The 24,480-nt window shown below is 59.6% G+C and carries 22 protein-coding genes; 18 read left to right on the forward strand and 4 right to left on the reverse strand.

The window, feature by feature from the left end; genetic code table 11:
* Positions 1-466: 466 nt before the first annotated feature.
* The 7 genes from DWY51_RS00550 to DWY51_RS00580 all read left to right on the forward strand — a co-directional run bounded on the left by DWY51_RS00550 (position 467) and on the right by DWY51_RS00580 (position 10,625).
* Entirely contained in the window at positions 467-1,195 is a 729-nt protein-coding gene (locus tag DWY51_RS00550; protein ID WP_117769396.1) for a 3'-5' exonuclease, read from the forward strand.
* Between the two features lie 329 nt (positions 1,196-1,524).
* Entirely contained in the window at positions 1,525-1,731 is a 207-nt protein-coding gene (locus DWY51_RS00555; RefSeq protein ID WP_117769397.1) for a hypothetical protein, read from the forward strand.
* 2 nt (positions 1,732-1,733) lie between these two features.
* Positions 1,734-3,530 carry a class I SAM-dependent DNA methyltransferase gene (locus tag DWY51_RS00560; RefSeq protein WP_117769399.1) on the forward strand — a complete coding sequence of 599 codons (1,797 nt, stop codon included), beginning with the start codon at positions 1,734-1,736 and terminating at the stop codon, positions 3,528-3,530.
* Positions 3,531-3,532: 2 nt separating this feature from the next.
* Entirely contained in the window at positions 3,533-4,807 is a 1,275-nt protein-coding gene (locus DWY51_RS00565) for a restriction endonuclease subunit S (RefSeq protein ID WP_117769401.1), read from the forward strand.
* A gap of 3 nt (positions 4,808-4,810) precedes the next feature.
* Positions 4,811-5,374 carry a hypothetical protein gene (locus DWY51_RS00570; RefSeq protein WP_117769403.1) on the forward strand — a complete coding sequence of 188 codons (564 nt, stop codon included), beginning with the start codon at positions 4,811-4,813 and terminating at the stop codon, positions 5,372-5,374.
* A gap of 1 nt (position 5,375) precedes the next feature.
* Entirely contained in the window at positions 5,376-8,468 is a 3,093-nt protein-coding gene (locus DWY51_RS00575; RefSeq protein WP_117769405.1) for a type I restriction endonuclease subunit R, read from the forward strand.
* Between the two features lie 39 nt (positions 8,469-8,507).
* Complete coding sequence (locus tag DWY51_RS00580) at positions 8,508-10,625, forward strand: DUF262 domain-containing protein (protein WP_117769407.1); 2,118 nt, start codon at positions 8,508-8,510, stop codon at positions 10,623-10,625.
* 73 nt (positions 10,626-10,698) lie between these two features.
* Here DWY51_RS00580 and DWY51_RS00585 read toward each other — a convergent pair whose 3' ends face one another.
* From DWY51_RS00585 to DWY51_RS00595, 3 genes are all read right to left on the reverse strand, one after another.
* Entirely contained in the window at positions 10,699-10,980 is a 282-nt protein-coding gene (locus DWY51_RS00585; protein WP_147332627.1) for a hypothetical protein, read from the reverse strand.
* Between the two features lie 149 nt (positions 10,981-11,129).
* Positions 11,130-12,119 carry a hypothetical protein gene (locus tag DWY51_RS09545; protein ID WP_117769409.1) on the reverse strand — a complete coding sequence of 330 codons (990 nt, stop codon included), beginning with the start codon at positions 12,117-12,119 and terminating at the stop codon, positions 11,130-11,132.
* Positions 12,120-12,242: 123 nt separating this feature from the next.
* Complete coding sequence (locus DWY51_RS00595) at positions 12,243-12,896, reverse strand: transcriptional regulator (RefSeq protein WP_022094290.1); 654 nt, start codon at positions 12,894-12,896, stop codon at positions 12,243-12,245.
* 277 nt (positions 12,897-13,173) lie between these two features.
* Here DWY51_RS00595 and dpaL point away from each other — a divergent pair, with 277 nt between their 5' ends.
* From dpaL to hydA, 5 genes are all read left to right on the forward strand, one after another.
* A complete protein-coding gene (gene dpaL, locus DWY51_RS00600) occupies positions 13,174-14,388 on the forward strand; it encodes a diaminopropionate ammonia-lyase (RefSeq protein WP_117769413.1) in 1,215 nt (404 codons plus the stop codon).
* Between the two features lie 74 nt (positions 14,389-14,462).
* The gene (locus tag DWY51_RS00605) at positions 14,463-15,848 is read left to right on the forward strand and encodes a YgeY family selenium metabolism-linked hydrolase (protein WP_117769415.1); all 1,386 of its coding nucleotides are present in this window, start codon (positions 14,463-14,465) and stop codon (positions 15,846-15,848) included.
* Between the two features lie 201 nt (positions 15,849-16,049).
* The gene (ygeW, locus tag DWY51_RS00610; RefSeq protein WP_055287465.1) at positions 16,050-17,252 is read left to right on the forward strand and encodes a knotted carbamoyltransferase YgeW; all 1,203 of its coding nucleotides are present in this window, start codon (positions 16,050-16,052) and stop codon (positions 17,250-17,252) included.
* A gap of 150 nt (positions 17,253-17,402) precedes the next feature.
* Positions 17,403-18,017 (forward strand): nucleotidyltransferase family protein, encoded by a 615-nt coding sequence (locus DWY51_RS00615; RefSeq protein ID WP_117769417.1) that lies wholly within the window; start codon positions 17,403-17,405, stop codon positions 18,015-18,017.
* A 9-nt stretch (positions 18,018-18,026) separates the two neighbouring features.
* Positions 18,027-19,394 carry a dihydropyrimidinase gene (gene hydA, locus DWY51_RS00620; RefSeq protein WP_117769419.1) on the forward strand — a complete coding sequence of 456 codons (1,368 nt, stop codon included), beginning with the start codon at positions 18,027-18,029 and terminating at the stop codon, positions 19,392-19,394.
* 119 nt (positions 19,395-19,513) lie between these two features.
* Here hydA and yqeC read toward each other — a convergent pair whose 3' ends face one another.
* A complete protein-coding gene (gene yqeC / locus DWY51_RS00625; RefSeq protein WP_117769421.1) occupies positions 19,514-20,248 on the reverse strand; it encodes a selenium cofactor biosynthesis protein YqeC in 735 nt (244 codons plus the stop codon).
* A 102-nt stretch (positions 20,249-20,350) separates the two neighbouring features.
* Between yqeC and yqeB the strand changes: the two genes are divergently transcribed.
* The 6 genes from yqeB to rplF all read left to right on the forward strand — a co-directional run bounded on the left by yqeB (position 20,351) and on the right by rplF (position 24,420).
* On the forward strand, positions 20,351-21,145 hold the full coding sequence (yqeB, locus tag DWY51_RS00630; RefSeq protein ID WP_117769423.1) for a selenium-dependent molybdenum cofactor biosynthesis protein YqeB: 795 nt from the start codon (positions 20,351-20,353) through the stop codon (positions 21,143-21,145).
* Positions 21,146-21,154: 9 nt separating this feature from the next.
* On the forward strand, positions 21,155-22,198 hold the full coding sequence (locus DWY51_RS00635; protein WP_117769425.1) for an XdhC family protein: 1,044 nt from the start codon (positions 21,155-21,157) through the stop codon (positions 22,196-22,198).
* 311 nt (positions 22,199-22,509) lie between these two features.
* Entirely contained in the window at positions 22,510-23,067 is a 558-nt protein-coding gene (rplE, locus tag DWY51_RS00640; RefSeq protein ID WP_006235260.1) for a 50S ribosomal protein L5, read from the forward strand.
* Positions 23,068-23,146: 79 nt separating this feature from the next.
* Positions 23,147-23,332 carry a type Z 30S ribosomal protein S14 gene (locus tag DWY51_RS00645; RefSeq protein ID WP_022094280.1) on the forward strand — a complete coding sequence of 62 codons (186 nt, stop codon included), beginning with the start codon at positions 23,147-23,149 and terminating at the stop codon, positions 23,330-23,332.
* A gap of 119 nt (positions 23,333-23,451) precedes the next feature.
* Positions 23,452-23,850, forward strand: coding sequence for a 30S ribosomal protein S8 (rpsH, locus tag DWY51_RS00650; protein ID WP_006235262.1), 399 nt, complete (start codon positions 23,452-23,454; stop codon positions 23,848-23,850).
* A gap of 33 nt (positions 23,851-23,883) precedes the next feature.
* Entirely contained in the window at positions 23,884-24,420 is a 537-nt protein-coding gene (rplF, locus tag DWY51_RS00655) for a 50S ribosomal protein L6 (RefSeq protein ID WP_006235263.1), read from the forward strand.
* Positions 24,421-24,480: the final 60 nt, after the last annotated feature.

Below are 24,480 nucleotides of genomic sequence, written 5' to 3' on the forward strand. Positions count from 1 at the left end.
CATCACCTCCCGTCGCATGGAGGGCGCTGCCCGGCACATGGAACTGCCGTCAACAACTGCCATTCTATCAAAGCGCGGTCATAAATACGAATATATGTTCGATAATAACAGCAACGTGATTCCCTCGAATAGCAGCCTTTCGTAAGGGCGGCAGAAGACGGCGCTGGGCGATTGGGGCTAGACGCGCAGGTCTTCGTCACCGAAAGCCCGTTTGATTAACCAGCCCTCTGTAGGTACACTGCATATTGATGGGCCCGGGATGACCGCTGATTCAAGTCACCGGGCCTAAATCTTTTTCATGCATTTGAATAGAGCGGGCAACTCTCTTGGGGCCGTCTGCATGGCGTGTGCCTGGCGCATGGTATTGCGCCCAGCTTTCATGTCCGCGCGGCCACCTATCCTTACGGCAATGTAGCCGCCTATGTAGCAAGCGGCAGGCAACGGAGAAAGGCCCTAACCGTGTCAGTTGAAAAAGACGCCGGGTATCTCGGCTATCGATACGACGAACTTTGCGCGCCAGATTGTGCTGGACTTTGAGTTTGCGCCGGTGCCAAAGCAGCGCCAGCGCCGTGGACTGCGCAATGAGATTATCGAGGTCGGCGCCGTCAAGCTCGATTACCACGGCAACGTTATGGGCGAGTTCTCGCAGTTTGTGCAGACGGAATTTACCGAAGGCGTTGCGTTTCCCGTCCGCGAGCTCACAGGTATATCGGCCGTGGACACCGCGATGGCCGACCCGCTCTACATGGTGATCAAAAGGCTCAGCGATTGGATCGGCCGCTACTCCGCCCAGATAGTTTGCTGGAGCGGGACGGACCGTCGACAGCTTATGACCGAGTGCCAGGCAAAGCAAATCGACCTTGCCGCATTTCCTACGGACTGGGCCGATCTGCAGGCGTTTTACACCTCGATCATGGACGTGGGCAGCCACGAGTGCGTCTCTTTGAATGACGCGGCGACGTGGTTTGGCATCGAGTTTGACGAGTCGACGGGTCACGCCCACAGTGCCCTAGCCGACGCGCGCGTGACCGCCAAGTTGCTCAAGCAGGTGATGGACGGGGGCTATCGCGTGAGTCCGCGTGCTCAGGAGATCCGCCAGCGGTGGGGGATGGGCGATCGAGCCCAGATGCGCCTTTCCAACAAGTGCCCCGAGCTGGGCGACCTGCTGCTGAAGCTGAAGGCGGAGGGGAGGTAGGGGGCGTTCAGTTGGTAGCCGAGGCAGTTGGGACGGTCGAGGTCGCGCTAACGAAAATCCATTTGTTAAACCTGCTAGCCCTGGGTACACTGCATATCGATGGGCCCGGGATGACCGCTGATTCAAGTCACCGGTCCTAAATTCATATCTATAGGTTTAACCGAATGGCTGACAAGCCTACGGGACCTAAGATTCCATGGCATCGCGAATGGGCAGAACGTTGACTCTCGACTTCCCCTTCTATCTGCGTCAGATGGTCATTGGCTTCTGTTCCTTTGCTAGAATCAGAAGCACATTTGTATTGCATCATGCAATCGCGGGGGTTGCCAATGAAATACGCCGAGCTTGTCGACGGAGAGGCCAAGACAGGCGAGCTCAAGAGCTTTCTTGTGGATGGCGAGAACGTTGCCGTGACCATCCGCATACCTAAAAACATGCGTGATGCGGCGAAGGACGCCGCTGCGCTTTCTGGCATCAGCTTTACCTCGCTGGTAAAGATGAGCCTCATCGAATATCTGACCAAGAAGGAGAAATAGCAGTGGCGGATAGCGACGATCTTATCAAGGCCGTTGGCGCCAATATTCAAGAGAAGGCATCTCTCATTTGGAGTGCCGCCGATACCCTGCGTGGCCCCTACAAGCCTCATGAGTACGGCCTGGTCATCCTTCCTATGACCGTTATCAAACGCTTCCACGACTGCCTTGAGCCCACGCACGATGCCGTTCTCGCCGCAGCTGAGAAATACAAAGCCTTTTCCGTGAAGGACGGCTTTTTGCGCGATGCCTCCGGCTACCCCTTCTACAACACCTCTAAGTTCACCTTCGAGACGCTCAAGGCCGACCCGGAGAACATCGAGGACAACTTCAAGGACTACATCAACGGGTTCTCGGACAACGTGCAGGACATCTTGGCACGCATGAAGTTCGCCGACCAGATCGAACGCCTCTCCGACCCAGACGCCCCGCTGCTCTACCAGGTCGTCTGCGACTTCTGCAAGCCGCAGGCCGACATGTCGCCCGACAAGATCAAAGCTGTGGACATGGGCTACATCTTCGAGAACCTCATTCAGCGCTTCTCCGAGTCCTACGACGAGGACGCCGGCGCTCACTTCACGAGCCGCGACATCGTGTACCTCATGACCGACCTGCTCATTCAGGCGGACCCGCACGTCTTCGACGGCGACCGCATCACGAAGACCGTCTACGACCAGACCATGGGAACCTCGCAGATGCTCGGCTGCACCGAGGAGCGCCTGCGCCAGCTCGACGCCGAGGCCCGTGTAACCTGCTACGGTCAGGAGTTCAATCCCTTCACTTTCGGCATCGCGAAGGCGAGTGCGCTAATTCGTGGCGAGGACGACGCCAACATGCGCTTCGGAGATACCCTCTCCGCCGATAAGTTCGATGGCTTCAAGTTCGACTACTGCATTTCCAATCCACCCTTCGGTGACCCGTGGAATCCTCAGGCCCCCTCGGTGGAGAAGGAATTCAAGACTGCCGGCGGTGGACGCTTCCCCGTTGAGAAGCTTCCCGCCAAGGGCGATGGTCAGATGCTCTTCGTGCTCAACGGCCTGTCTAAGCTCAAGGACGACGGCGTGATGGCGATTGTCCAGGACGCGAGTCCGCTCTACAAGGGCAAGCCCGGCAGCGGCGAGGACAGCATCCGCCGATACGTGTTGGAGAACGACTGGCTCGACGCGATCGTGCAGCTGCCCTGCGACTCGTTCTACAACACCGGCATCGCCACCTACGTTTGGCTCTTCAGCAAGGCGAAGGCACCGGAGCATCGCGACCACGTGCTGCTCATCGACGCCTCCCGGTGCTTCGAGAAGCGCCGCAAGGGCATTGGCGACAAGAAGAACGACATCACCAAGTCCTGCCGCGACCTTATCGTCCAGGCGTACTCCGAGTATCGCGACGGCACTTGGACGGGCGCCGGGTCCAACGGACTAGAGGTCTCCGTCGAGGCGCGCCTGATGGAGACGGTCGAGTTTGGCTTCAACCGCGTTGCCGTGGAGAGCCCCGTCGTCGACGAGGACGGAGAACCCGTCCTTAACAAACGCGGGAAAATGCAGGCGGACAAGGCCAAGGAGGACACCGAGGACATCCCGCTCACTCAGGACATTGACGCCTATATCGAGCGCGAGGTACGCCCGTACAACAAGTACGCCTGGGTGGACAAGAAGAAGACCAAGGTGGGCTACACCGTCCCGTTCACGCGCGTGTTCTACAAGTACGCCGAGCTGGAGCCAGCTGACGAGATCGCCAAGCGCATCCTCGAGCACGAGAAGACGCTCGAGAAGAGCCTCAAGGCCCTCTTCGGAGAGGTGCGTTAGCAATGCGGGAGATGAAGGACAGTGGCGTCGAGTGGCTCGGCGAGGTCCCCTCGAGGTGGAAATTGCATAGGGCTAAGCGCCTGTTTAAACTCACCAACGACAGGGGCAACGATGACCTTACGCTTTTGGCAGCGACCCAGAAGCATGGCATGTGGCCTCAGGATAGGCTTGAAGGTGTTGTTCGCGTTAAGGACGATACCGACCTAAGTAGATTCCGTACGGTTCACAGGAATGATTTTGTAATCAGCCTGCGCAGCTTCCAGGGCGGCTTCGAGCGCTCCGACTTCGAAGGGGTCTGTTCGCCTGCTTACCAAACGTTTCGCTCAATAAAGCCAATCGACTATCAGTTCTATAAGTACTTGTTTAAGTCGCCGTCGTTTATTGACCATATGAATTCACTAACGTTGGGCATCCGCGAAGGCAAAACAATCAAGTTCGAGGACTTTGCAGCCCAAGTGCTACCCATGCCTCCCCTCGATGAGCAGCGCCGCATCGCGGAATACCTGGACGATAAGTGCGCCGAAATCGACCGCGCCGTCTCCACCGCCGAGCAGTCTATTGAAGAGTACAGGGCGTATCAAAACGATGTGGTTAAACGAGCCATTGTTTACGGTACGTGTAACGCTGTCAAAGTGAAAGAAAGCGGAGTCCCGGCGATAGGAAAAATGAATGCGAACTGGGGCCTCGTGATGGTGAAGCGTCTCGCTGTATTTCTCAACGGAGATAGAAGTGACAGCTACCCTTCAGGCGACGACATTCAAGAGGCTGGAATTCCGTTTATTACGTCTGGCGACCTCAATGGTCGTTATCTTCCCGACGTCTTTTCGAAGTACATTTCGCAAGATAAGTACGATTCACTTAAGGGTGTGAAGCTACGGCGCGGTGATGTCGTCTTTTGTTTGCGCGGAAGCGTTGGCAAATGCTCGTTGAACCGAACGGAGAACTGCGGCACGGTTGCTTCTTCGCTGACTGTCGCTAGACCCATTTGCTGCGCTCCCGAGTGGCTTAGCTATGCGCTTACGTGCTCATCTACCACCAATCAAGCCATGGCTACTGCCATTGGTGCAACGAGCGCAAATCTTGCCGCTAACGTATTGGCTCGGGCGTTTGTGCCATTGCCCCCTCTCTCCGAACAGCGTCTCATTGCGGACTACTTGGACGAGAAGTGCACCCAGATCGATGCCGATATCGCTGCCAAGCAGGCTATCATCACCGACCTCAAAGCGTACAAGCAGTCGCTCATCTACGAGACCGTCACCGGAAAGCGGGAGGTGTAGCCAATGGGCGATTCCTATCGTCTTCCGGGCATCGTGCTGGAGGCGTCGTCGTCGAAAACGTGGGATATTGCCGTTTCCGAATGGCACGTGGTGGGGTGCCATGACAATGGGAACACCTCCGGAGAGTGTCTTTGCGGGCATGAGGGCATCAGGTATGAGTTCACAATCAAAAATTCCGTCAACGGGAAAGAGCTCTCGCCAATAGGCTCCACCTGCATCCTTAAGTTTGAAAATGATGAGCTCAAGAACGAGGTTGAGGGCTGGAAGGCAGCGATCAAGCTGCTGGAAGCCCTTGAGGCGAGGAAGCCGGGCGTGCGACTCGATGGCATGAACAGGGATCTGTTTTCTCGACGCCTCTACGCTTTCCTTTACGAGAGGGGCGCCTTTCCGGCCAATAGGTACAACGGTTATGACGGTCGAAACGATTACGAGTTCATGGTGGATATGTTCAACAAGAGGACGGCACCGACGGAAAAGCAGCGCGCGAAGATGTACATGGTGCTAAACAAGAGCATATTTCCGTGGCTCGCTCTCTTTGGTCGCGAGTTGAGAGAGATGAGGTTGTAGCATGCCTGCGCAGACAAAGGAAAAGAACCTCGAAGAGGACATCGAGTCGTTTCTCTGCTCGCCTGAGGGCGGTTTCTTCAAGTGCGACGACAGGCATTCGCTCCTCTACGTCGAGGACGGCACCTATCAGATGGTCGGCGGCGGCTACATGGAGCATCGTGACCGTGCGCTCGACGCCGCCACCCTGGTCAACTTCATCCAGACGACGCAGCCCAAGGCGTGGGATCGCTTCGAGCGCATGTGCAACTCCGATTCCACGGCGAAGTTCGCCAAGGTCTTCAACGACGCCGTCGACCGCCTGGGTATGGTCGCGGTGCTCAAACACGGCTTCAAGCACCGAGGAATTCCTTTCAAGGTCGTATTCTTCAAGCCGGAGAGCGGGCTTAACGAAAGCGCCGCCGACCGCTATGCCAAGAACGTCTGCCGCTGCATCCGCCAGTTCCACTTCGCCGAGACGGGCAACCAGACCATCGACATGGTCCTGGACGTGAACGGCATCCCCCTGGTGAGCATAGAGCTCAAGGACCAGTTCACCGGCCAAGACGTTGAGAATGCCATGCGCCAGTGGCGCGAGGACCGCGACCCGAGGTGTCGCTGTCTCAAGTTCAACACGCGCATGGTGGCCTTTTTCGCCGTCGATCTCGAAAATGTCTACATGACCACCAAGCTGGAGGGCGCGAAGACCTTCTTCCTGCCGTTCAACCAGGGCTCCGCCGGGGCGGGAAACGACGGCGGCGCCGGCAACCCCGCAAATCCCGACGGTTATGCCACGAGCCACTTGTGGGAGGTCGCCCTGCAGAAGGACAGCCTGCTCGATATCGTCAACAAGTTCCTCCACCTGGAGGTCAAGGAAGAGACAGAGCTCGATGCGCGCGGCAACGAGGTGAAGCGCAAGAAGGAGCGCATCATCTTCCCCCGTTACCACCAGCTCGACTCCGTGCGTAAGGTCATCGCCGACGTGCGCGCGAACGGGACGGGCAAGAACTACCTCGTGCAGCATTCGGCGGGGTCGGGCAAGTCGAACAGCATCGCCTGGACGGCCTATCGCCTTGCATCCCTCTTTGTGGATGACACCCCGCTGTTCGACTCCGTGGTCGTCGTCACCGACCGCCGAGTGCTCGACAGCCAGCTGCAGGAGACCATCTCGGGCTTCGATCACGCCATCGGCTCGGTCGTGACCATCGGCAAGGACAAGACCTCGGCCGACCTGCGGGACGCCATCAACGGCGGCGCTCGTCTCATCGTCTCGACCCTTCAGAAGTTCCCCGTGATCTACGAGCAGGTCGAGAGCAAGGGTAAGCGCTTCGCCATCATCGTCGACGAGGCACATTCGTCCCAGACGGGAACGAGCGCGCTCAAGCTCAAGAGCGCCCTTGCCGACAAGCGCGACGCGCTCGAGGAGTACGCTGAGATCGAGGCGGAAGCCGAGGACGCCGCAGCCGATTGGGAGGACCAGCTCGCCGACGAGCTCGCGAGCCACGGCCGTCACAAGAACCTGACCTTCGTTGCCTTTACCGCCACGCCAAAGGAACAGACGCTCGAGATCTTCGGCGATGAGTGGCCTGACGGGTCCTTCCACCCGTTCCACGTCTACTCGATGCGCCAGGCGATAGAGGAGGGCTTCATTATGGACCCCCTCGCCAACTACGTGAGTTATTCGGAGGCCGTCGAGCTCGCACGCACGGTCCCCGACAATCCCGACGTACCGAGCAGCCCCACGCTCAAGCTGCTCCGCAAGTATAAGGAGCTGCACCCCTATGCCCTCGGCCAGAAAGCCGAGATCATCGTGGAGACATTCCGCAATGTGACACGCACCAAAATCCGCGGCAAGGGCAAGATGATGGTGGTCACGGCCTCGCGCCTCGCGACGGTTCGCTACTACCACGAGATCAAGCGCTACATGCAGAAGAAGGGCTACGATGATATCGAGGTGCTGGTGGCGTTCTCGGGCGCCATTAGCGACCCGGCTGACGGCCCCGACGGTCCCGAGTACACCGAGCCGGTCATCAACGTCGGCCACGATGGACAACGCGTCGCCGAGAGCCAAACGAAGGCCGAGTTCCACAACTATGGGGACGTGCTTGTTGTTGCCGAGAAGTACCAGACGGGCTTTGACGAGCCGCTGCTGCACACGCTGGTGGTGGACAAGAAGCTCAAGGACGTGAAGGCCGTCCAGACGCTCTGCCGCGTCAACCGCATCCACCCGGACAAGGAGGACACCTACATCCTCGACTTCGTGAACAAGCCCGAGGACATCCAGAAGGCTTTCGAACGCTTCTACACCGAGACGTCGCTTTCCGAGCAGATTAACACCGACCTCCTCTATCAGGTGCAGACCGATATTCGCGGTTACGGGCTCTATGACGAGTCTGACATTGAGGCCGCTGCCGAGATAGTCTTCACCGATGGCAAGGGTAAATCGCAGAGCAACGTGCAGGGTAAGCTCGCGGCCGTTTTGAAGCCGGCGGTCGCGCGTTATAACGAGTTGAACGACGATGAACGCTATCAGGTTCGTCGCAAGGTGCGTAGCTTCTGCAAGTGGTACACCTACATCACCCAGATCGTGCGCATGTTTGACCGAGACCTGCATAAGGAATACGTGTATTTAAGCTATCTGCGCCACCTCCTCAAGGTCGAGAAGATCCCCGTCGAGGCTGTGGACGACAAGGTCGAGATGCGCTTCTACAAGCTCAAGCAGGAGTTCGAGGGCAGCATTTCGCTTGAGCCTGGCGGCGGCGTGCTCGATCCCGGTGGCGCGGCCAAGACCGTGACGCCCGATAAGAAGCGCGACCCGCTGCAGGTGCTCGTGGATAAGTTCAACGAGCAGTGGGCTGGCAACTTCACCGAGGGAGATCGTGTGGTTATCGACACGCTGTGGAAGCGTATCGCCGAAAACCCGCAGGTCGCCGACACCATCCGTCGCGACGGCAGACAGGTCTTCGAATCAAGCCTGCTGCCCAAGGTGTTCGATGAGGAGGCTCGCCGCGCCTATGTGGAGAACACGGACTCCTTTACCAGCCTCTTTGAGGACAGTGAGAAGTATCGCGCCATGATGAGCGCCATCGGGCAGCTGCTGGTTGAGAAATTCAAGTAGGATTCCTGAGATTGATGTTGGAAAAAGGGGCAACCGCAAATGAAAGCAACCGAGGCAAATCTACTCGACCTTATGGGCGTGGCGAAGATGCAGTTTGTCATTCCCGTGTACCAGCGAGTTTACTCGTGGAGTGTAAAAGAGTGCGAGGTGCTTTGGGATGACGTCATGCGAGCGGGTCGTGATGGCGTATCGCACTTCGTGGGGTCAATGCTTTATATCCCCGAGTCCGAGAGCTCTGCCACGAGCATTTCGCGCGTGCTTCTGATTGACGGACAGCAGCGCATGACGACGTTTTCGTTGATGATTGCAGCTTTGGCTGACTATTTGGAGAGCAACCCCGACAAGGCTGGCTTCCTTGGCGACCTCAAAATCTCGGCGCTGAGGAAAAATTACCTCTTTAACGATGACGACTACAACGGTCTGGCACGCTACAAGCTGGTGCTCTCGCAGGACGATAAAGAGACGCTGTTCTCCATCGTGTCTGGGGCTCCCGTGCCAGATGAAAAATCGGATCGGATTGTCGAGAACCATGCGTTCTTCCGCGAGAAGATGCGTGGTAAATCATTTGACCCGGCAAGGCTTTGGGCGGGGCTAAACCGCGTGCAGGTCATCGACACTAAGCTCACCGCTGGCGTTGATAATGCCCAGCTCATATTTGAGTCCATGAACTCCAAGGGCAAGCCGCTCACGCCCATTGACCTCATCCGTAACTACGTTCTAATGTCGCTTCCCAACGACGAACAGACCAAGCTTTATGAGGGTTATTGGCATCCACTCGAGTGCTTGTTCGGAAAAGGCGGCGAGGACGAGTTCAATGCATTTATCTGGTACTGGCTGTGGCTTAAAGTTCCCAATAGGATGCCGAAGGAGAACGAGGCCTACTACGAGTTTAAGCGCTATTTCGCCGACGACTACGATGGTGACACCGAGGGCCTGCTTAAGGAGCTGCGCGGGTATGCACATAGATACGCCAGTCTGTTCCTTGGTAAGGAGAAGGACGACGGACTGCGCCGAGTGTTCGGCAGAATCGTAAGCCTCGACGTGAAGCAGATAAGGCCCCTCTTAATGTTGCTTTATTCGGTTTACGAGGGGAATGGACTAGACCGCAATGCGTTTTTACGTATCTGCGAGACTATCGAGTCGTTTCTGTTCAGGCGAGCGGTTTGCGGCAGACTTACCACGGGCCTAAATAATTTCTTTGCCGGCATGTATCGCAATCTCGAGCAGCAGGACGATATCGAGGAGTACGTTACGGCGATGCTCCTTATCCACAGCAGCGGTATGACCGCATACTTTCCGACAGACGAGCATTTTGTCGAGGAGTTTAAGGCGCGTGACTGCTACAACCGCTTCTCTAAAAAGCGCTATTACCTGGAACGCATGGAGAACTGGCACCACCCGAAGGAGTCCATCTCAGCCGACGATTACCAGATCGAGCACATCATGCCCCAGACGATTGATGATGAGCACGGCTGGAAGGAATCGCTTGGTGAGAACTGGGAAGACGTCCACGACAGGCTGTGCAACAACTTGGGAAATCTTACGCTGACGGGCTACAACCAGGAGTACTCAAACCGGTCGTTCTCGGACAAGCTCAATCTGCCTGACGTCGGATTTAAGTGCAGCCCGCTCTACCTAAACAAATCGATTGTCTCGCATGAAAAATGGGGTGAGGAAGAGATTGGGCAGCGCGCGGACGAGCTGGCGAAAGAAGCGTGCGAGATATGGAAGTATCCCGACCTTCCGGCAGACGTCGTCGACAAGTACCGTCCTTCTCGTGGGGAGCCTGACGAGGCTCCTGTCTGGACTCTGCATGAGAACCACCCCACCTTTGCCGAAGGTGGGCTCAACCAGAAGCTTTTCGATGAGGTGCGCGAGTCCGTTCTGAGTGGTAACCCTTCGTGGGAGTCCTACATAGCCAAGTACTATGTAGGCTTCAGGTCGGGCAAGCGAAAACTGCATGCCGTGTTAGAAGGTAGGACCAGCAACGGTGGCTGGATTGCCGTCGGCCTGGCAAAGAGCGTGGATGACCTAATTGATCCAGAGGACATGTGCCAGGACAAACGTACGCAGGGTGGATTTGGCCCAGGCCTACCGACCTATGTTGCTCTTCGTAATGCCGATGACATTCCCGCGGTGCTCGATCTTATAAAGTAGTGCTAGGTTAAAGGCCGGGAATCTAATTCCCGGCCCTTGCCATCTCGGAATTGCCGATGGCTTATCTGCCCACCTACACCCCCGCAATCCCGCGCGCCGCGCTCAGCAGCTCGTACTCCCTCTGGCTCCACTGGTGCAGCTCGGCCGCGTGCACGGCGTCGCGACACAGGTCCAGGAACACCTCGGCGCCCTCGCAGAAGCACTCGCGGGCAAAGGCGCCGGATCCGTCCGCAACGCACGCACCGTCGGCAAAAAGCTTCCAGCTGGACGGCTCGCGCGAGCCGTCTCCGAGCAGCTTGATCTGCAGAACATGTGGGCCGCCAGCGGCACATGGCCCTTCTTCCAACGCCTGCACCGTAAAGCGCATCTGGAGGGACAGAGTATAAAATCCGGAAAAGTGTCGAAATAGGCACCTTAAAACTTCGGAAAAGTGTAGCTGGATGACAAAACAGCACTAAGAAGCTGGTGCTGGATGCGGGATCCTGTGGCCGCCTTCAGCCCTCGCTACTCGTCGTCCCCGTCGTTGGGGTCGCCCTTGAGGGTGTTGATGTCCAGGTACTGGTTATCGTCCTCTTTTTGCTGGGTCTCCGACTCCGCTTGGGTGGGGCCGCGGAACAGCTGGAATCCCTCAAATGCAATGACACCGAGCAGGGCAATGATAATGGCGATAAAGGCAACCTTGACTGCCTGCGGAAATTCCGAGAAACGCAGTGCCTTTTCCTCGGCGTAATAATCGGCGAAGCGCTCTTCGCCCGTGCTTTTGGTATACGCCGGCGCGGACGCGGCCTCCGGGTCATATTCCGGTGCGGGCGTGGCAGCGTACGGATCGTTGGGATAATCGCTCGACGCGGTGCCATAGTCCTCGGTCTCGATGCGACTGTTGCCAGCATAGCCATCGGAATAATCGGAATATGCCGTACCGCCCTCATAGTCTGCGGCGCTCGTGTTGGCGGCAAAAAGCGGGTTAACTGGAACGTCGAGCGCCGGCATGCCGGTAGAGGTCTCATCCAGATCGGTTGCAGCCCAGGAATCGTAGGCAACCTGATGGGCAACGGGCTCATCGAGCCTTGCGACCGGAGGCTTGCGTGCCGCAGGAACAGGCAACTGCTGGGCGCTGTACATAACAGTGCTGTCGGCCGATTTGCCCTGCGTCGCTGCTGCGAGAAATGCCGCCGTCTCGGATGGGTCACTTGCGGGGCGGGGAGCGGGCGTGGGCGCCGAAGTGGGTGCGGGTGTAGGCGCGGGCGTCGAAACAGCCGACTGCGCAGGAGTCGGCGCAGATGCGGTCTTAGGCGCAAGTGCGGGATTGGGGCTTGACGGGCGAGCCGCGCCGCCGCCCATGAGTTCGTCGGCGGTCCACGGGCGATCATCCATCACATCGTCAAGGCTCAGCGAAAACAGGTCGTCTTCACCCTCATCGAACATGCGGTGCACATGTCCACCAATTGCCGGAATCAATCCGCGACCGGTGCATGATGCCTTGCTCAACGCCATTCTGTTCCATCCTTTCGAAATACTAATGACATCGATTATATGGAACTTCCCAAGTGGCTCGGTCTTGGATTCGTGCTTTCCAGAACTCGCGCCCAAAAGGGGAGGGGCAATCCAGGCGAGCGCCTACTTGTCGCCGGCCGCCGCCTTGGCCTCATTGAGGTAGCTATAAAAACTGTACTTGGAGATGCCAAAGAACTCGCAGGCGCGCTCGCTCGACTTGGAAATGAGGAAGGCGCCGCGACGGTCGAGGTAGCCAATGGCACGAATGCGCTCGTCTTTGGTCATGAGTGCCGCGGGCTTGCCCACAAACTGCTCGCACTCGTGCAGCAGGTCCTCGAGCAGGTCGCCGATGTTCTTGGTAATGGGCTCGGGCTCGGTATAGCCCGTGCCGCCGGTGCCGGTAAAGGCGTCGAGCGAACGCTCAAAAGCCTTCATGAGCGTAATGTCAAAGTTAATGCCCAAAATGCCGACGGGCTTGCCTTCGTCGTTGCGGATAAAGATCGTCGACGATTTGAGCAGCTTGCCATCGGTGGTTTTGGTGAGGTATGGCTCGCGGTCGTGCACGTCGGTGGTGCCCTCGTGCATGGACTCAAACACGATATGGCTGGGGCCGTCACCCAGTTTGCGCCCGCTGACGTGGCCGTTTTCGATCACTACGATGGAGTGGTCCACGTCCTCGGTTTCCAGATCGTGGACGACGACTTCGCAGTTGGGGCCAAATTGGAGCGCCAGGCCGTGTGCTAGGCGCTTGTAAAACTCAATCTGTGCGGGGGTCATGGGTGCCTTCCTAAAAATTAGTTTGGGCACACTTTGCCATAAACCACACTTGACCGCAAACAAATCCATCAACAAGGCAATTCATGACCGTTCGGCGGCGAAAAAGTACCGATTACGGCAACAAACAATTCGTTAGGTACGCCAATCAAAAAGTGTGATAGAACATTACTAACAAACTTTTTGTTTGGCATCCACATAAAAGTTCAGCCGTGTGAATGGGATCGGGCTGAAACGCGTATGCGGGGGCCGGCAAGAGAGGACTTAAGGAGTTCACCGTATGGCCGATAAGATCCAGTGGGCGGGCAACACGATGCCCAAGAGCGATGACAAGCACTTGGGAATCATGAGCCTCGACCACGTGAAGAAGGCCCGTGCCTTCCACCAGTCGTTCCCTCAATATACCGTCACTCCGCTTGCCCGTCTGGACGGTCAGGCTGCGCGCCTGGGCCTGTCCAACCTGTGCGTTAAGGACGAGAGCTATCGCTTTGGCCTCAACGCCTTTAAGGTTCTGGGCGGCTCGTTTGCCATGGCCAACTACATTGCCGATGAGACCGGCAAGGACGTTGCCGACTGCACCTTCGATTACCTGACTTCCGATCAGCTTGCCAAGGACTTTGGCCAGGCCACCTTCTTTACCGCCACCGACGGCAACCATGGCCGCGGCGTGGCATGGGCTGCCAACAAGCTGGGTCAGAAGGCCGTCGTGCACATGCCCAAGGGTTCCACCAAGCCCCGCTTCGACAACATCGCCGCTGAGGGCGCCACGGTGACCATCGAAGAGGTCAACTACGACGAGTGCGTGCGCATGGCCGCCGCCGAGGCCGACGCCTGCGAGCGCGGCGTCATCGTTCAGGACACCGCCTGGGAGGGCTACGAGAAGATCCCGTCTTGGATTATGGAGGGCTACGGCACCATGGCTTCCGAGGCTGCCGAGCAGCTGCGCGAGATGGCCATCAACCGCCCGACGCACGTCTTTGTCCAGGCCGGTGTAGGCTCGCTCGCCGGCGCCGTGGTGGGCTACTTCACCAACCTGTATCCCGATAACCCGCCCACCTTCGTCGTGGTTGAGTGCGCGCCTGCCGCCTGCCTGTACAAGGGCGCTGCCGCCGGCGACGGTGACCCGCGCATCGTGGACGGCGACATGCCCTCCATCATGGCCGGTCTGTGCTGCGGTGAGCCCAACATCCTGGGCTGGGATATCCTGCGCAACCACGCCACCGCCTTCGTGTCCTGCCCCGACTGGGTCACCGCTCGCGGCATGCGCACCCTGGGCGCTCCCGAGAAGGGCGACCCGCGCGTCATCTCCGGCGAGTCCGGCGCTGTGACCACCGGTCTGGTCGAGACTCTCATGCTCGATCCCGAGTACGCCGAGCTCAAGGAACTCATCGGCCTGGACAAGACGAGCTCCGTGCTCTGCTTCTCCACCGAGGGCGATACGGATCCCGACCAGTATCGCCGCATTGTTTGGGAAGGCGAATATCCCACTTGCTAATCGTTGGGGCGGAGTAAATAGGTATCGCTCCGCCACCTCAAAGGTAGATTCCTTCGTTTGAAAGGTTATGAACAATGGCTAAAGAACTCGATTTCGACGCTATCAAGGCTGCTGCTGAGTCTCATCGTGCTGATATGACTCGCTTCCTGCGCGCTATGATCTCCCATCCCTCTGAGTCCTGCGAGGAGGGTGAGGTTGTTGCTTGCATCAAGGCCGAGATGGAGAACCTTGGCTATGACGAGGTCAAGGTCGACGGCCTGGGCAACGTTATGGGCTTTATGGGCGAGGGCGACAAGATCATCGCCATCGACTCCCACATCGACACCGTCGGCATCGGCAACATCGAGAACTGGGATGCCGATCCCTACGAGGGCTACGAGACCGATGAGATCATCTACGGCCGCGGCGGCTCCGACCAGGAGGGCGGCATGGCTTCTGCTACCTACGCTGCCAAGATGATGAAGGACATGGGCCTCATCCCCGAGGGCTACAAGATCATGGTCGTCGGCACCGTCCAGGAAGAGGACTGCGACGGCATGTGCTGGCAGTACATCTACAACAAGGACGGCATTAAGCCCGAGTTCGTCATTTCCACCGAGCCCACCGACGGCGGCATCTACCGCGGTCACCGCGGCCGCATGGAGATCCGCGTCGACGTTCACGGCACCTCCTGCCACGGCTCCGCTCCCGACCGCGGCGACAACGCCATCTACAAGATGGCCGACATCATCGCCGACGTCCGCGCCCTCAACAACAACGGCTGCGACGAGTCGACCGACATCAAGGGTCTCGTCAAGATGCTCGACCCCAAGTACAATCCCGAGCACTTCGAGGATGCCCGCTTCCTGGGCCGCGGCACCTGCACCGTCAGCCAGATCTTCTACACCAGCCCCAGCCGTTGCGCCGTGGCCGACTCCTGCGCCATCTCCATCGACCGTCGCATGACCGCCGGTGAAACCTGGGAGTCCTGCCTGGACGAGATCCGCAACCTGCCGGCTGCCAAGAAGTACGGCGACGACGTGAAGGTCTCCATGTACATGTACGACCGTCCGTCCTGGACCGGCGAGGTCTACGAGACCGAGGCTTACTTCCCCACGTGGATCAACAAGGAGACCGCTCCGCACGTCAAGGCTCTCGTCGACGCCCACAAGGCCATGTTCGGTGACGAGCGCATCGGCTGCGAGCCCAGCATGGACAAGCGCACCGGTCGCCCGCTGTGCGACAAGTGGACCTTTTCCACGAACTGCGTTTCCATCCAGGGCCGCTACGGCATCCCCTGCGTGGGCTTTGGCCCGGGTGCCGAGTCTCAGGCTCACGCTCCCAACGAGGTCACCTACAAGGACGACCTGGTCACCGCTGCTGCCATGTACGTGGCTGCCCTGAACCTCTACGATCCGAGCAAGGCCGATGGCGACGCCACCGTGTTCCGCGCCGGTCTGACCAACAACAAGATTGATTAGTCCCATTCCTCGATTTTGTTGAGCCGGGGGCTGCTCGTGTCCCCGGCACCCCCTGTTGACTTGGGGCCCGCGGTCGTTATCTCCCATGCTTCCTCAACGGTGGCGGGTCCTCGTCATGGTGCTCTGCATGTTCTAGCCACACGCGCATGCCGGAGCACATCTACTCATTGCGATCGTTTCATCTTTAGAAAGGACATTTCCATGGACGCTAAGTTTACCGAGCTCGTCGAGCAGCTGAACGGCCTCGATTTTAAGGGTATGTACGGCAGCGACTTCCTGCACACCTGGGACAAGACTACCGATGAGCTCAAGGCTCTCTACATCGTCGCCGACGCCCTGCGCGAGCTGCGCGAGAACAACGTCTCGTCCAAGATCTTCGACTCGGGTCTGGCCGTCTCCCTGTTCCGCGACAACTCCACCCGTACGCGCTTCTCCTTCTCTAAGGCCGCCAACCTGCTCGGCCTTGAGCTGCAGGACCTGGACGAGAAGAAGTCCCAGATCGCTCACGGCGAGACCGTCCGCGAGACCGCTACCATGATCTCCTTCATGGCCGACGTCATCGGCATCCGCGACGACATGTACATCGGCAAGGGCGACGCCTACATGGCCGAGGTCTCCGAGTCTGTCCAGCAGGCTTACGAGGACGGCGTTCTGGATCACCGTCCCACGCTCATCTCCCTGCAGTCCGATTCCGACCACCCCACGCAGTCCTCTGCCGACATGCTTTACCTCATCAACGAGTTTGGCGGCCTTGAGAACCTCAAGGGCAAGAAGGTTGCCGTCACCTGGGCTTATTCGCCCTCTTACGGCAAGCCGCTGTCCTGCCCGCAGTCGCTGATCAGCCTGCTGCCCCGCTTTGGCATGGACGTCACCCTGGCCCACCCCGAGGGCTACGACCTCATGCCCGAGGTCGTCGAGCGCGCCAAGGGCTATGCCGCCGAGTCCGGCACTACCTTTAAGCAGGTCAACACCATGGCCGAGGCCTTCGAGGGCGCCGACATCGTGATCCCCAAGAGCTGGGCTCCGTTTGCCGCCATGGAGAAGCGCACCAACCTGTACGCCGAGGGCGACGACGCCGGCATCGCCGCGCTCGAGAAGGAGCTGCTCGCCCAGAACGCCACCCATCAGGACTGGTGCTCTACGACCGAGCTCATGGAGAAGACTGCCAACGGCCAGGACACCATCTTTATGCACCCGCTGCCCGCCGACATCTCCGGTGTCTCTTGCGAGCACGGCGAGGTTAACGCCGACGTCTTCGACATGCACCGCGTGGGCATGTACAAGGAGGCCAGCTACAAGCCGTACGCCATCGCTGCCATGATGTTCCTGCAGAAGGTTGCCGATCCCGCCGCTACCCTCAAGGCCCTCGACGAGCGTAACACCGCCCGTTGGCTCCAGGCCTAAAGCCGGGCTGAGGTAAGCCATGTAAAGGGGGCGCTCTGCCAACCGGCGGGGTGCCCCCTTTTTGCATCGTGGGCGTGCGGGATAAGCGCTTTCGATGTGGATGCCCGCGGCGCGAGTTATGGGTACGATGGTTTCAGGGGAGGTATCACCATGAAACTTGGATGCGTCATTATGGCTTCGGGCGAGGGCAAGCGGTTTGGCTCTAACAAGATGCTTGCCGATATCTATGGCGAGCCGCTGATTGCCCGGACCATCGATTCGGTTCCCCGGGGCTTTGACGTCGTGGTTTCGACGCGTTGGCCCGAGGTCGCCCAGATTTGCGAGGACAAGCATTGCCCGTGCGTGCTGCACGATGGCGAGCTGCGCAGCGAAAGCGTCCGTGCGGGCCTTTCATGGGGAGTCGAACGCAACTGGAAAGGTTGCCTCTTTTTGCCGGGCGACCAGCCGCTCGTGAGTTCGGGTTCTTTTGAGGCTATGGTTCGTGCGTTTGACGAGTGTGGCCGCAAGCATCCGGTGCGTCTTGCGTGCAACGGTGAGCCTTCGAGCCCGATGCTCTTTCCGGCGGAACTGTTCGATGCACTCATGTGTCTTGAGGGCAAGGACGGCGGCGGTTCGATCCTCAAGGACCGTACCGACGTGGTGCTGGTCGAGGCGCGTGCATACGAGCTGTGGGACGTCGATACCGCCAAGGGACAGCAACGCATAACGGAGCATATCGCCGCCTGCTCGTATTTTGATCGCGTGGCCAACTGCAACAATCAATAAGGAGCAATTATGATCATCATCAAAAACGGCGCGCTCGTGACGCCCCAGGGGCTTCGCCGCGCCGATCTTGCCATGGATGGCGATAAGATCGTGCGGATCGCCGCGGCGATTGAGCCGGGCGAGGGCGATACCGTCCAGGACGCCACCGACTGTTGGGTGTTCCCCGGCTTTATCGACGGCCACACGCACATGCAGTGCTGGACCGGCATGGATTGGACAGCCGATAGCTTTGAGACCGGCACGCGCGCGGCTGCCTGCGGCGGCACGACGACCATCGTGGACTACGCGACGGCCGATCGCGGCGTGACTATGCCCGATGCCTTGGCCGAGTGGCATCGCCGCGCCGACGGAACCTGCACGGCCAACTACGCCTTTCATATGGCACTCGCCGAGTGGAACGAGCGCAACCGCGCCGACCTTTCGGCCATGCGCGAGGCGGGCGTATCGTCGTTCAAGACCTACTTTGCCTATGACCACCTGCGCTTGGACGATGCCGAGACGCTCGAGGTACTGGAGGAGCTCAAGCGCGTGGGCGGTATCCTGTGCGTGCATTGCGAGAACGGCACGCTCGTGAACGAGCTGCAGAAGCGCGTGTACGAGCAGGGGATTCATGGGCCCGAGGGGCATGCGCTCAGCCGTCCGGACGTGTGTGAGGCCGAGGCCGTGAGCCGCCTGCTGTATCTGGCGCACTTGGCCGGGGACGCTCCGGTCAACGTGGTGCACCTTTCGACCAAGCTGGGGCTCGAGGCCATCCGTGCCGCCAAGGCGCGCGGGCAGAAGAACATTTATGTCGAAACCTGCCCTCAGTATCTGATGCTCGACGATACTTGCTACCTGGAGCAGGGCGAGGACGGCTTTGCGGGCGCCAAGTACGTGATGAGCCCGCCGCTGCGCCATGCCGGTGACCGTGCCGCGCTGCGCGAGGCGCTTGTGGCCGGCGAGATCGATACTATTGCGACCGATCATTGCAGCTTTAACCTGCACGGTCAAAAGGACCGCGGACGCGACGATTTCCGCGCGATTCCCAACGGCGGGCCCGGCGTGGAGCATCGTCCCGTCGCGATTGCCACGAGCTTTGAGGGACAGCTGGGTCCCGAGGATCTGTGCCGCTTGATGAGCGAGAACCCGGCGCGCGTCTTTGGCATGTATCCGCGCAAGGGCTGTCTTGCCGAGGGCGCCGATGCCGACGTGTGCGTGTGGGATCCCAAGGCGCGCTGGACCATTAGCGCGGCGACGCAACATCAGGCTGTGGACTACACGCCGCTCGAGGGCTTTGAGGCACATGGCCGCGCCAAGGCCGTGTTTGTGAACGGCGTGCTGGCGGCACGCGATGGCGAGCCCACCGGAGCCCAACCCGGCCGCTACGTGCCCCGCTAACAGGAAGATCGCCGGATTCCCCTCCGCAGTTGCGGTAGAATAGTTCCTGTTTAGCCGACAAATAGGCCGTTTCAGGAACTATTCCACCGCAACTTATAGGTCTTCTGGGGCAGCGCCGGCTATTTGAGGCTGGTGGCGACGACGGGGCGGCCGAGGGCTGCCTCGAAGCGGTCGGCCATTGTGGGGTCGCTGAGCGTGTCGACTTGGTTGAGCATGACGCGTGCGGTGCTGAGTTTCAGCGCCTGCATCTCGGCATTGAGCACCTGGGCGACGCGCTCGGGCGTGGCGATGTCGGTGAGCTTGCAGCCGCAACGCTCGCAAAAGAGCTCGGGGCGGTGGACAACCTCGGTGACGGGCTTGCCCAGCCCCGAGGCGCCGACGACCCAGACAACGTTTGCCGCGGCGGCGGGAATTACCGGCTCCCAGGCGGCATGCGCCTTGAGCGGGAGTCGCTTGCTGCCATCTGCCTCTGCCAACACATAGTCAAAGCGCTGCGCCAGCTCGTTGAGCGGCTCGGCGGGGGCGGAGAGCTTGCCTGTCTCCGGGTCCAAGACACCCGCCTGGCAGATGCCTCCGCGGCTCATGCCCGCGCATGCCTCGCAGGTGCAGCCGGGAACATGCAGGGCCCCCGGCTTCCAAGGCACGGCGTCCAAGCGACGGCTCGACCCGTCCCATGGCACGCCGGCGACGGGAAACATGTGCGTGGTGGTACAGAGAAGCACCCTGCCGCCAGCGCGCATGAGCTCGAGACCCAGCGCCTTCAGCAAGGTCGACTTGCCGCCGCTGCCGATGATCGCGGTAATCCCCGGCTCGATCTTGAGCGCGGAGGCAAGGTTTCCGCTCGTCGTTTCCATCTGTTCACCGCCGTATAATACTGTGATAATAAATAATCATCAGAGTAGCGGTCGAGCCGCTTTTGCTCTGTTCAAACCGTAGCACAGGGAGGTGCCCCGGGAATGCTCGTTTATGTTCGCGGCGCCGGCGATATCGCCACGGGTGTCGCTGCCCGTTTGGTGCGCGCCGGCGTGTTGGTCGTCATGGCCGATATCGCGGTTCCCACGTGCATCCGTCGCACAATCAGTTTTTGCGAGGCCATTCGCCTGGGCGAGGTCGAGGTCGAAGGCATTCGCGCTCGCTTGGCACAGACGCCGGCTGAGGCGCTCGAGGTTACCCAAGCGGGGGATGTTGCCGTCGTGGTGGACCCTCAGGCCAAGATGCTCGATGAGTTTAAACCCGCGGCTGTGGTCGACGCGATTCTGGCCAAGCGCAACCTGGGTACCACGCGTGACATGGCGCCTGCTGTTATCGCCGTGGGGCCGGGCTTTACCGCGCCGGTTGACTGCGACGCTGTGGTCGAGACCATGCGCGGGCATTTTCTCGGCCGTGTCATTACCCAAGGTTCGCCCCAGCCCAACACGGGCGTGCCGGGTATTATCGCCGGCTATGGCAAAGAACGCGTTATCCACAGCCCCGCCGCCGGCGTGTTTCGGTCCGACCGCGCAATCGGCGACATCGTGAGCGCCGGAGACGTGATTGGCTACGTGGGCGATACGCCCATGTGCACGCAGATCGATGGCTGTCTGCGCGGGCTTTTGGCGAACGGCGTGCAGGTGACTGAGGGCTTTAAATGCGCCGATGTCGATCCGCGCGGCGATGCCAGCTATATCAACTACATTTCGGACAAGGCGACGTCGGTCGGCGGCGGCGTGCTCGAGGCACTCGCTATGCTCACCGATGTCTTTAGAGGATAGAAGGCGGCAATGGAAAAGCTCGATGTTGTGAATGCGGCGCTTGCCGCCCTGCGTGCTGGCGAGACGTGCGAGCTGGTGGTCGTGGCCGGCACGGCGGGGTCGTCGCCGCGCGGCGTGGGCGCCTGGATGGCCGTCTTTGCCGACGGTAGCCAGGCGGGCACCATCGGCGGCGGTAAGATCGAGCTCTTTGCGCTGGACGAGGCACGCGAGCTCCTGAGCGCGGGACAGTCGCGTCTGGTCCGCTACACCATGGGCGGCGAGAACTCCGATACCGGCATGATCTGCGGCGGAGCCATCTGCCTGTGCTATTTGCACCTGGACGCGACCAAGGCACCGTTGTTCCAGTCGGTTGCCGACGTCTTGGCATATCGACGCATCGGCGACTTCGTCATCGACTTTGAACCGTTTATCGCAAACGCGCTCGAAGGCGATGTTGCCGAGTATCATGGCGAGGAATCGCGCCGCACCATTGCGGGCTGCCCCGGGCTTTCGCTGGTGGAGGAGGGGAGTAAGGCCACCTACACCAACGCCGCCTCCGAGATTCCTCCCGCGCACATCGAGACGCTCTGCCCCGAGGGCCTGACCTATATCTTTGGCTGCGGCCACGTGGGTGCTGCGACGGCGCGGGTGCTCACGGCGGCGGGCTTTGCCGTCGTGGCGTGCGACGACCGCCCCGGCACGCTGACCCCCGATTGGGTACCCGGTGTCTACGACCGTCGTCTGGTCGACTACAAGAACCTGGGCGAGCAGTGCCCCATCGGTCCGCGCGACTTGGTGGTCGTGGCCACAGCAGGCCACAAGTCCGATATCGACGTGGTGATTCAGGCCATGCGCGCCAAGCCCGCCTATCTGGGTTGCCTTGGCTCGCGCCGCAAGACGGCCTTTGTGCGGGCTCGCTTGGAGCAGGAGGGCTTTACGCAGGACCAGATCGACGGGCTGCACCTGCCGATCGGCGTTGCCATCGAGGCAGAGGATCCCGAGGAGATCGCTATCTCCATCGCCGCCGAGATGATCCACCTGCGCCGCACCAAACTCGTCCCCCGCAAGCGCTAATCGCATCCCCAACAAGCAGTTGCGGTGAAATAAGGATTGTTTAAGCCTGTTAGGCCGCCAAACAGTCCCTATTTCACCGCAACTGCTTTTTGGGACCCATTTGTGCGGGGGAGTTGTGGAGTTGTGCAGGCAGACGAGGTTTTTCTGGAAATACGCTCCCGATGCGCGTATAGTACCGATTGTTTTGTCGGCTCCTGCTGCGTCGAGTCCAAACCGCGAAATGCCACGAGCGGCGCGGATGCAGCCAGGAGGCACGAGGACAACCCATCGTGGCCACGCCCCGTGCTTAAAACCCCAAGAAGGAGTGAACAATGGCAGAAGAGAAGTATGTGCCGCGTCTGAAGACCAAGTACAACAACGAGGTCAAGCAGCAGCTTCAGGACAAGTTCCAGTACGAGAACGTCATGATGATCCCCAAGTTTGAGAAGATCGTCGTGAACATGGGTGTCGGCGAGGCCGCTACCGATTCCAAGGCCATCGACGGTGCCGTGCGCGACCTGCGCGCCATCACCGGCCAGCAGCCGATGATCACCCGTGCCCGCAAGTCCATCGCTACCTTCCGCCTGCGCGCTGGTATGCCGATCGGCTGCAAGGTTACCCTGCGTGGCGACCGTATGTGGGAGTTCTTCGATCGTCTGACCTCCGTCGCGATTCCCCGTATCCGTGACTTCCGCGGCATCTCCGCCAAGAGCTTCGACGGCCGTGGTAACTTCTCCATGGGCGTCACCGAGCAGCTCATCTTCCCCGAGATCGACTTCGACTCCGTCGATCACCAGCGTGGTATGGACATCACTTTCGTGACCACCGCCAACACCGATGAGGAGGCCAAGGCCCTTCTGGACGCCTTCGGTTTCCCGTTCAAGAAATAGGTTCACCTGCCCTATAAGCGCCGTTCCCACAAGGGGGCGGCGCTTGGGGCGAACAATACTCTATGTGAGGAGGATATAAGTGGCTAAGACATCGATGATCGTCAAGTGCAATCGCAAGCAGAAGTTCTCTACTCGTGAGTACACGCGCTGCCAGCGCTGCGGCCGTCCGCACTCTGTGTACCGCAAGTTCGGCCTGTGCCGTGTCTGCTTCCGCGAGCTTGCACTCAAGGGCGAGCTTCCCGGCGTTAAGAAGGCCAGCTGGTAAGTCACTACCAGCGTTTCAAGCATCAGTTTGGAACAGGGAAAACGCGCTAAAAAGGCTTTGCCGTTAAGGGCGGCGAAGAACCAAGAGCACGTGTTCATCAAGAACGAAGGAGAATCTGTATGAACCTTACAGACCCGATCGCAGATATGCTTACGCGCATCCGTAACGCTAACTCTGTGAACAAGGCCACGGTCTCCATGCCGAGCAGCAAGAAGCTCGTCGAGATCGCTCGTGTTCTGCACGAGGAGGGCTACATCGAGGGCTACGATGTCGAGGACACCGTTCCCCAGAAGACTCTGCACATCACGCTTAAGTATGGTCCCAAGAAGGCTAAGGTCATCAACGGCATCCGCCGCATTTCCAAGCCGGGCCTGCGTAAGTACACCGGCGTTGCCGACATGCCCCGCGTCCGCGGTGGCCTTGGTACCGCCATTATTTCCACCAGCCATGGCGTCATGACCGACCGCGATGCTCGCAAGCACAACGTCGGCGGCGAGATCATCGCTTACGTCTGGTAATTCGCTCGGTAGGTAGAAGGAAAGGAGATCACCGTGTCTCGTATCGGTAATAAGCCTGTCCAGATTCCCGCCGGAGTCGAAGTGGCAGTCAACGGCAACAACGTTGTCGTCAAGGGCCCCAAGGGCCAGCTCGAGCTCGATGTCTTTGAGAAGCTCGCTATCAACGTCGAGGACAACGTCCTCACCGTTTCCCGTCCCGACGACGAGCGTGAGACCCGTGCCCGCCACGGCCTCACCCGCGCTCTCATCCACAACATGGTTGTTGGCGTTTCCGAGGGCTTCGAGAAGAAGCTCGAGCTCGCCGGCGTCGGTTACCGCGTGCAGCAGAAGGGCAAGAACCTCGAGTTCTCCCTGGGCTTCTCGCACCCCGTGATCGTCGAGGCTCCCGAGGGCATCACCTTCGAGGTTCCCGACAACACCCACGTGAACGTCAAGGGTATCAACAAGCAGCAGGTCGGTCAGATCGCCGCTGAGATCCGCGGCCATCGTCCTCCCGAGCCTTACAAGGGCAAGGGTATCCACTACGTTGGCGAGCACATCCGCCGCAAGCTGGGTAAGGCCGCCAAGTAGTCGTAACCGACTCACTCGCATAAGACCAGCACCCCGTCAGGTGCTGGCAAGATCAACCTT

Origin of the sequence: Collinsella sp. AF25-2LB (genome assembly GCF_003458415.1) — a bacterium.
Lineage (GTDB): Bacteria > Actinomycetota > Coriobacteriia > Coriobacteriales > Coriobacteriaceae > Collinsella.

Coding starts and splice junctions, on each gene's coding strand:
- DWY51_RS00555 (WP_117769397.1), top strand. CDS start 1,525: ATGAAATACGCCGAGCTTGTCGACGGAGAGGCCAAGACAGGCGAGCTC.
- DWY51_RS00565 (WP_117769401.1), top strand. CDS start 3,533: ATGCGGGAGATGAAGGACAGTGGCGTCGAGTGGCTCGGCGAGGTCCCC.
- DWY51_RS00570 (WP_117769403.1), top strand. CDS start 4,811: ATGGGCGATTCCTATCGTCTTCCGGGCATCGTGCTGGAGGCGTCGTCG.
- DWY51_RS00575 (WP_117769405.1), top strand. CDS start 5,376: ATGCCTGCGCAGACAAAGGAAAAGAACCTCGAAGAGGACATCGAGTCG.
- DWY51_RS00580 (WP_117769407.1), top strand. CDS start 8,508: ATGAAAGCAACCGAGGCAAATCTACTCGACCTTATGGGCGTGGCGAAG.
- DWY51_RS09545 (WP_117769409.1), bottom strand. CDS start 12,119: ATGGCGTTGAGCAAGGCATCATGCACCGGTCGCGGATTGATTCCGGCA.
- DWY51_RS00595 (WP_022094290.1), bottom strand. CDS start 12,896: ATGACCCCCGCACAGATTGAGTTTTACAAGCGCCTAGCACACGGCCTG.
- dpaL (WP_117769413.1), top strand. CDS start 13,174: ATGGCCGATAAGATCCAGTGGGCGGGCAACACGATGCCCAAGAGCGAT.
- DWY51_RS00605 (WP_117769415.1), top strand. CDS start 14,463: ATGGCTAAAGAACTCGATTTCGACGCTATCAAGGCTGCTGCTGAGTCT.
- ygeW (WP_055287465.1), top strand. CDS start 16,050: ATGGACGCTAAGTTTACCGAGCTCGTCGAGCAGCTGAACGGCCTCGAT.
- DWY51_RS00615 (WP_117769417.1), top strand. CDS start 17,403: ATGAAACTTGGATGCGTCATTATGGCTTCGGGCGAGGGCAAGCGGTTT.
- hydA (WP_117769419.1), top strand. CDS start 18,027: ATGATCATCATCAAAAACGGCGCGCTCGTGACGCCCCAGGGGCTTCGC.
- yqeC (WP_117769421.1), bottom strand. CDS start 20,248: ATGGAAACGACGAGCGGAAACCTTGCCTCCGCGCTCAAGATCGAGCCG.
- yqeB (WP_117769423.1), top strand. CDS start 20,351: ATGCTCGTTTATGTTCGCGGCGCCGGCGATATCGCCACGGGTGTCGCT.
- DWY51_RS00635 (WP_117769425.1), top strand. CDS start 21,155: ATGGAAAAGCTCGATGTTGTGAATGCGGCGCTTGCCGCCCTGCGTGCT.
- rplE (WP_006235260.1), top strand. CDS start 22,510: ATGGCAGAAGAGAAGTATGTGCCGCGTCTGAAGACCAAGTACAACAAC.
- rpsH (WP_006235262.1), top strand. CDS start 23,452: ATGAACCTTACAGACCCGATCGCAGATATGCTTACGCGCATCCGTAAC.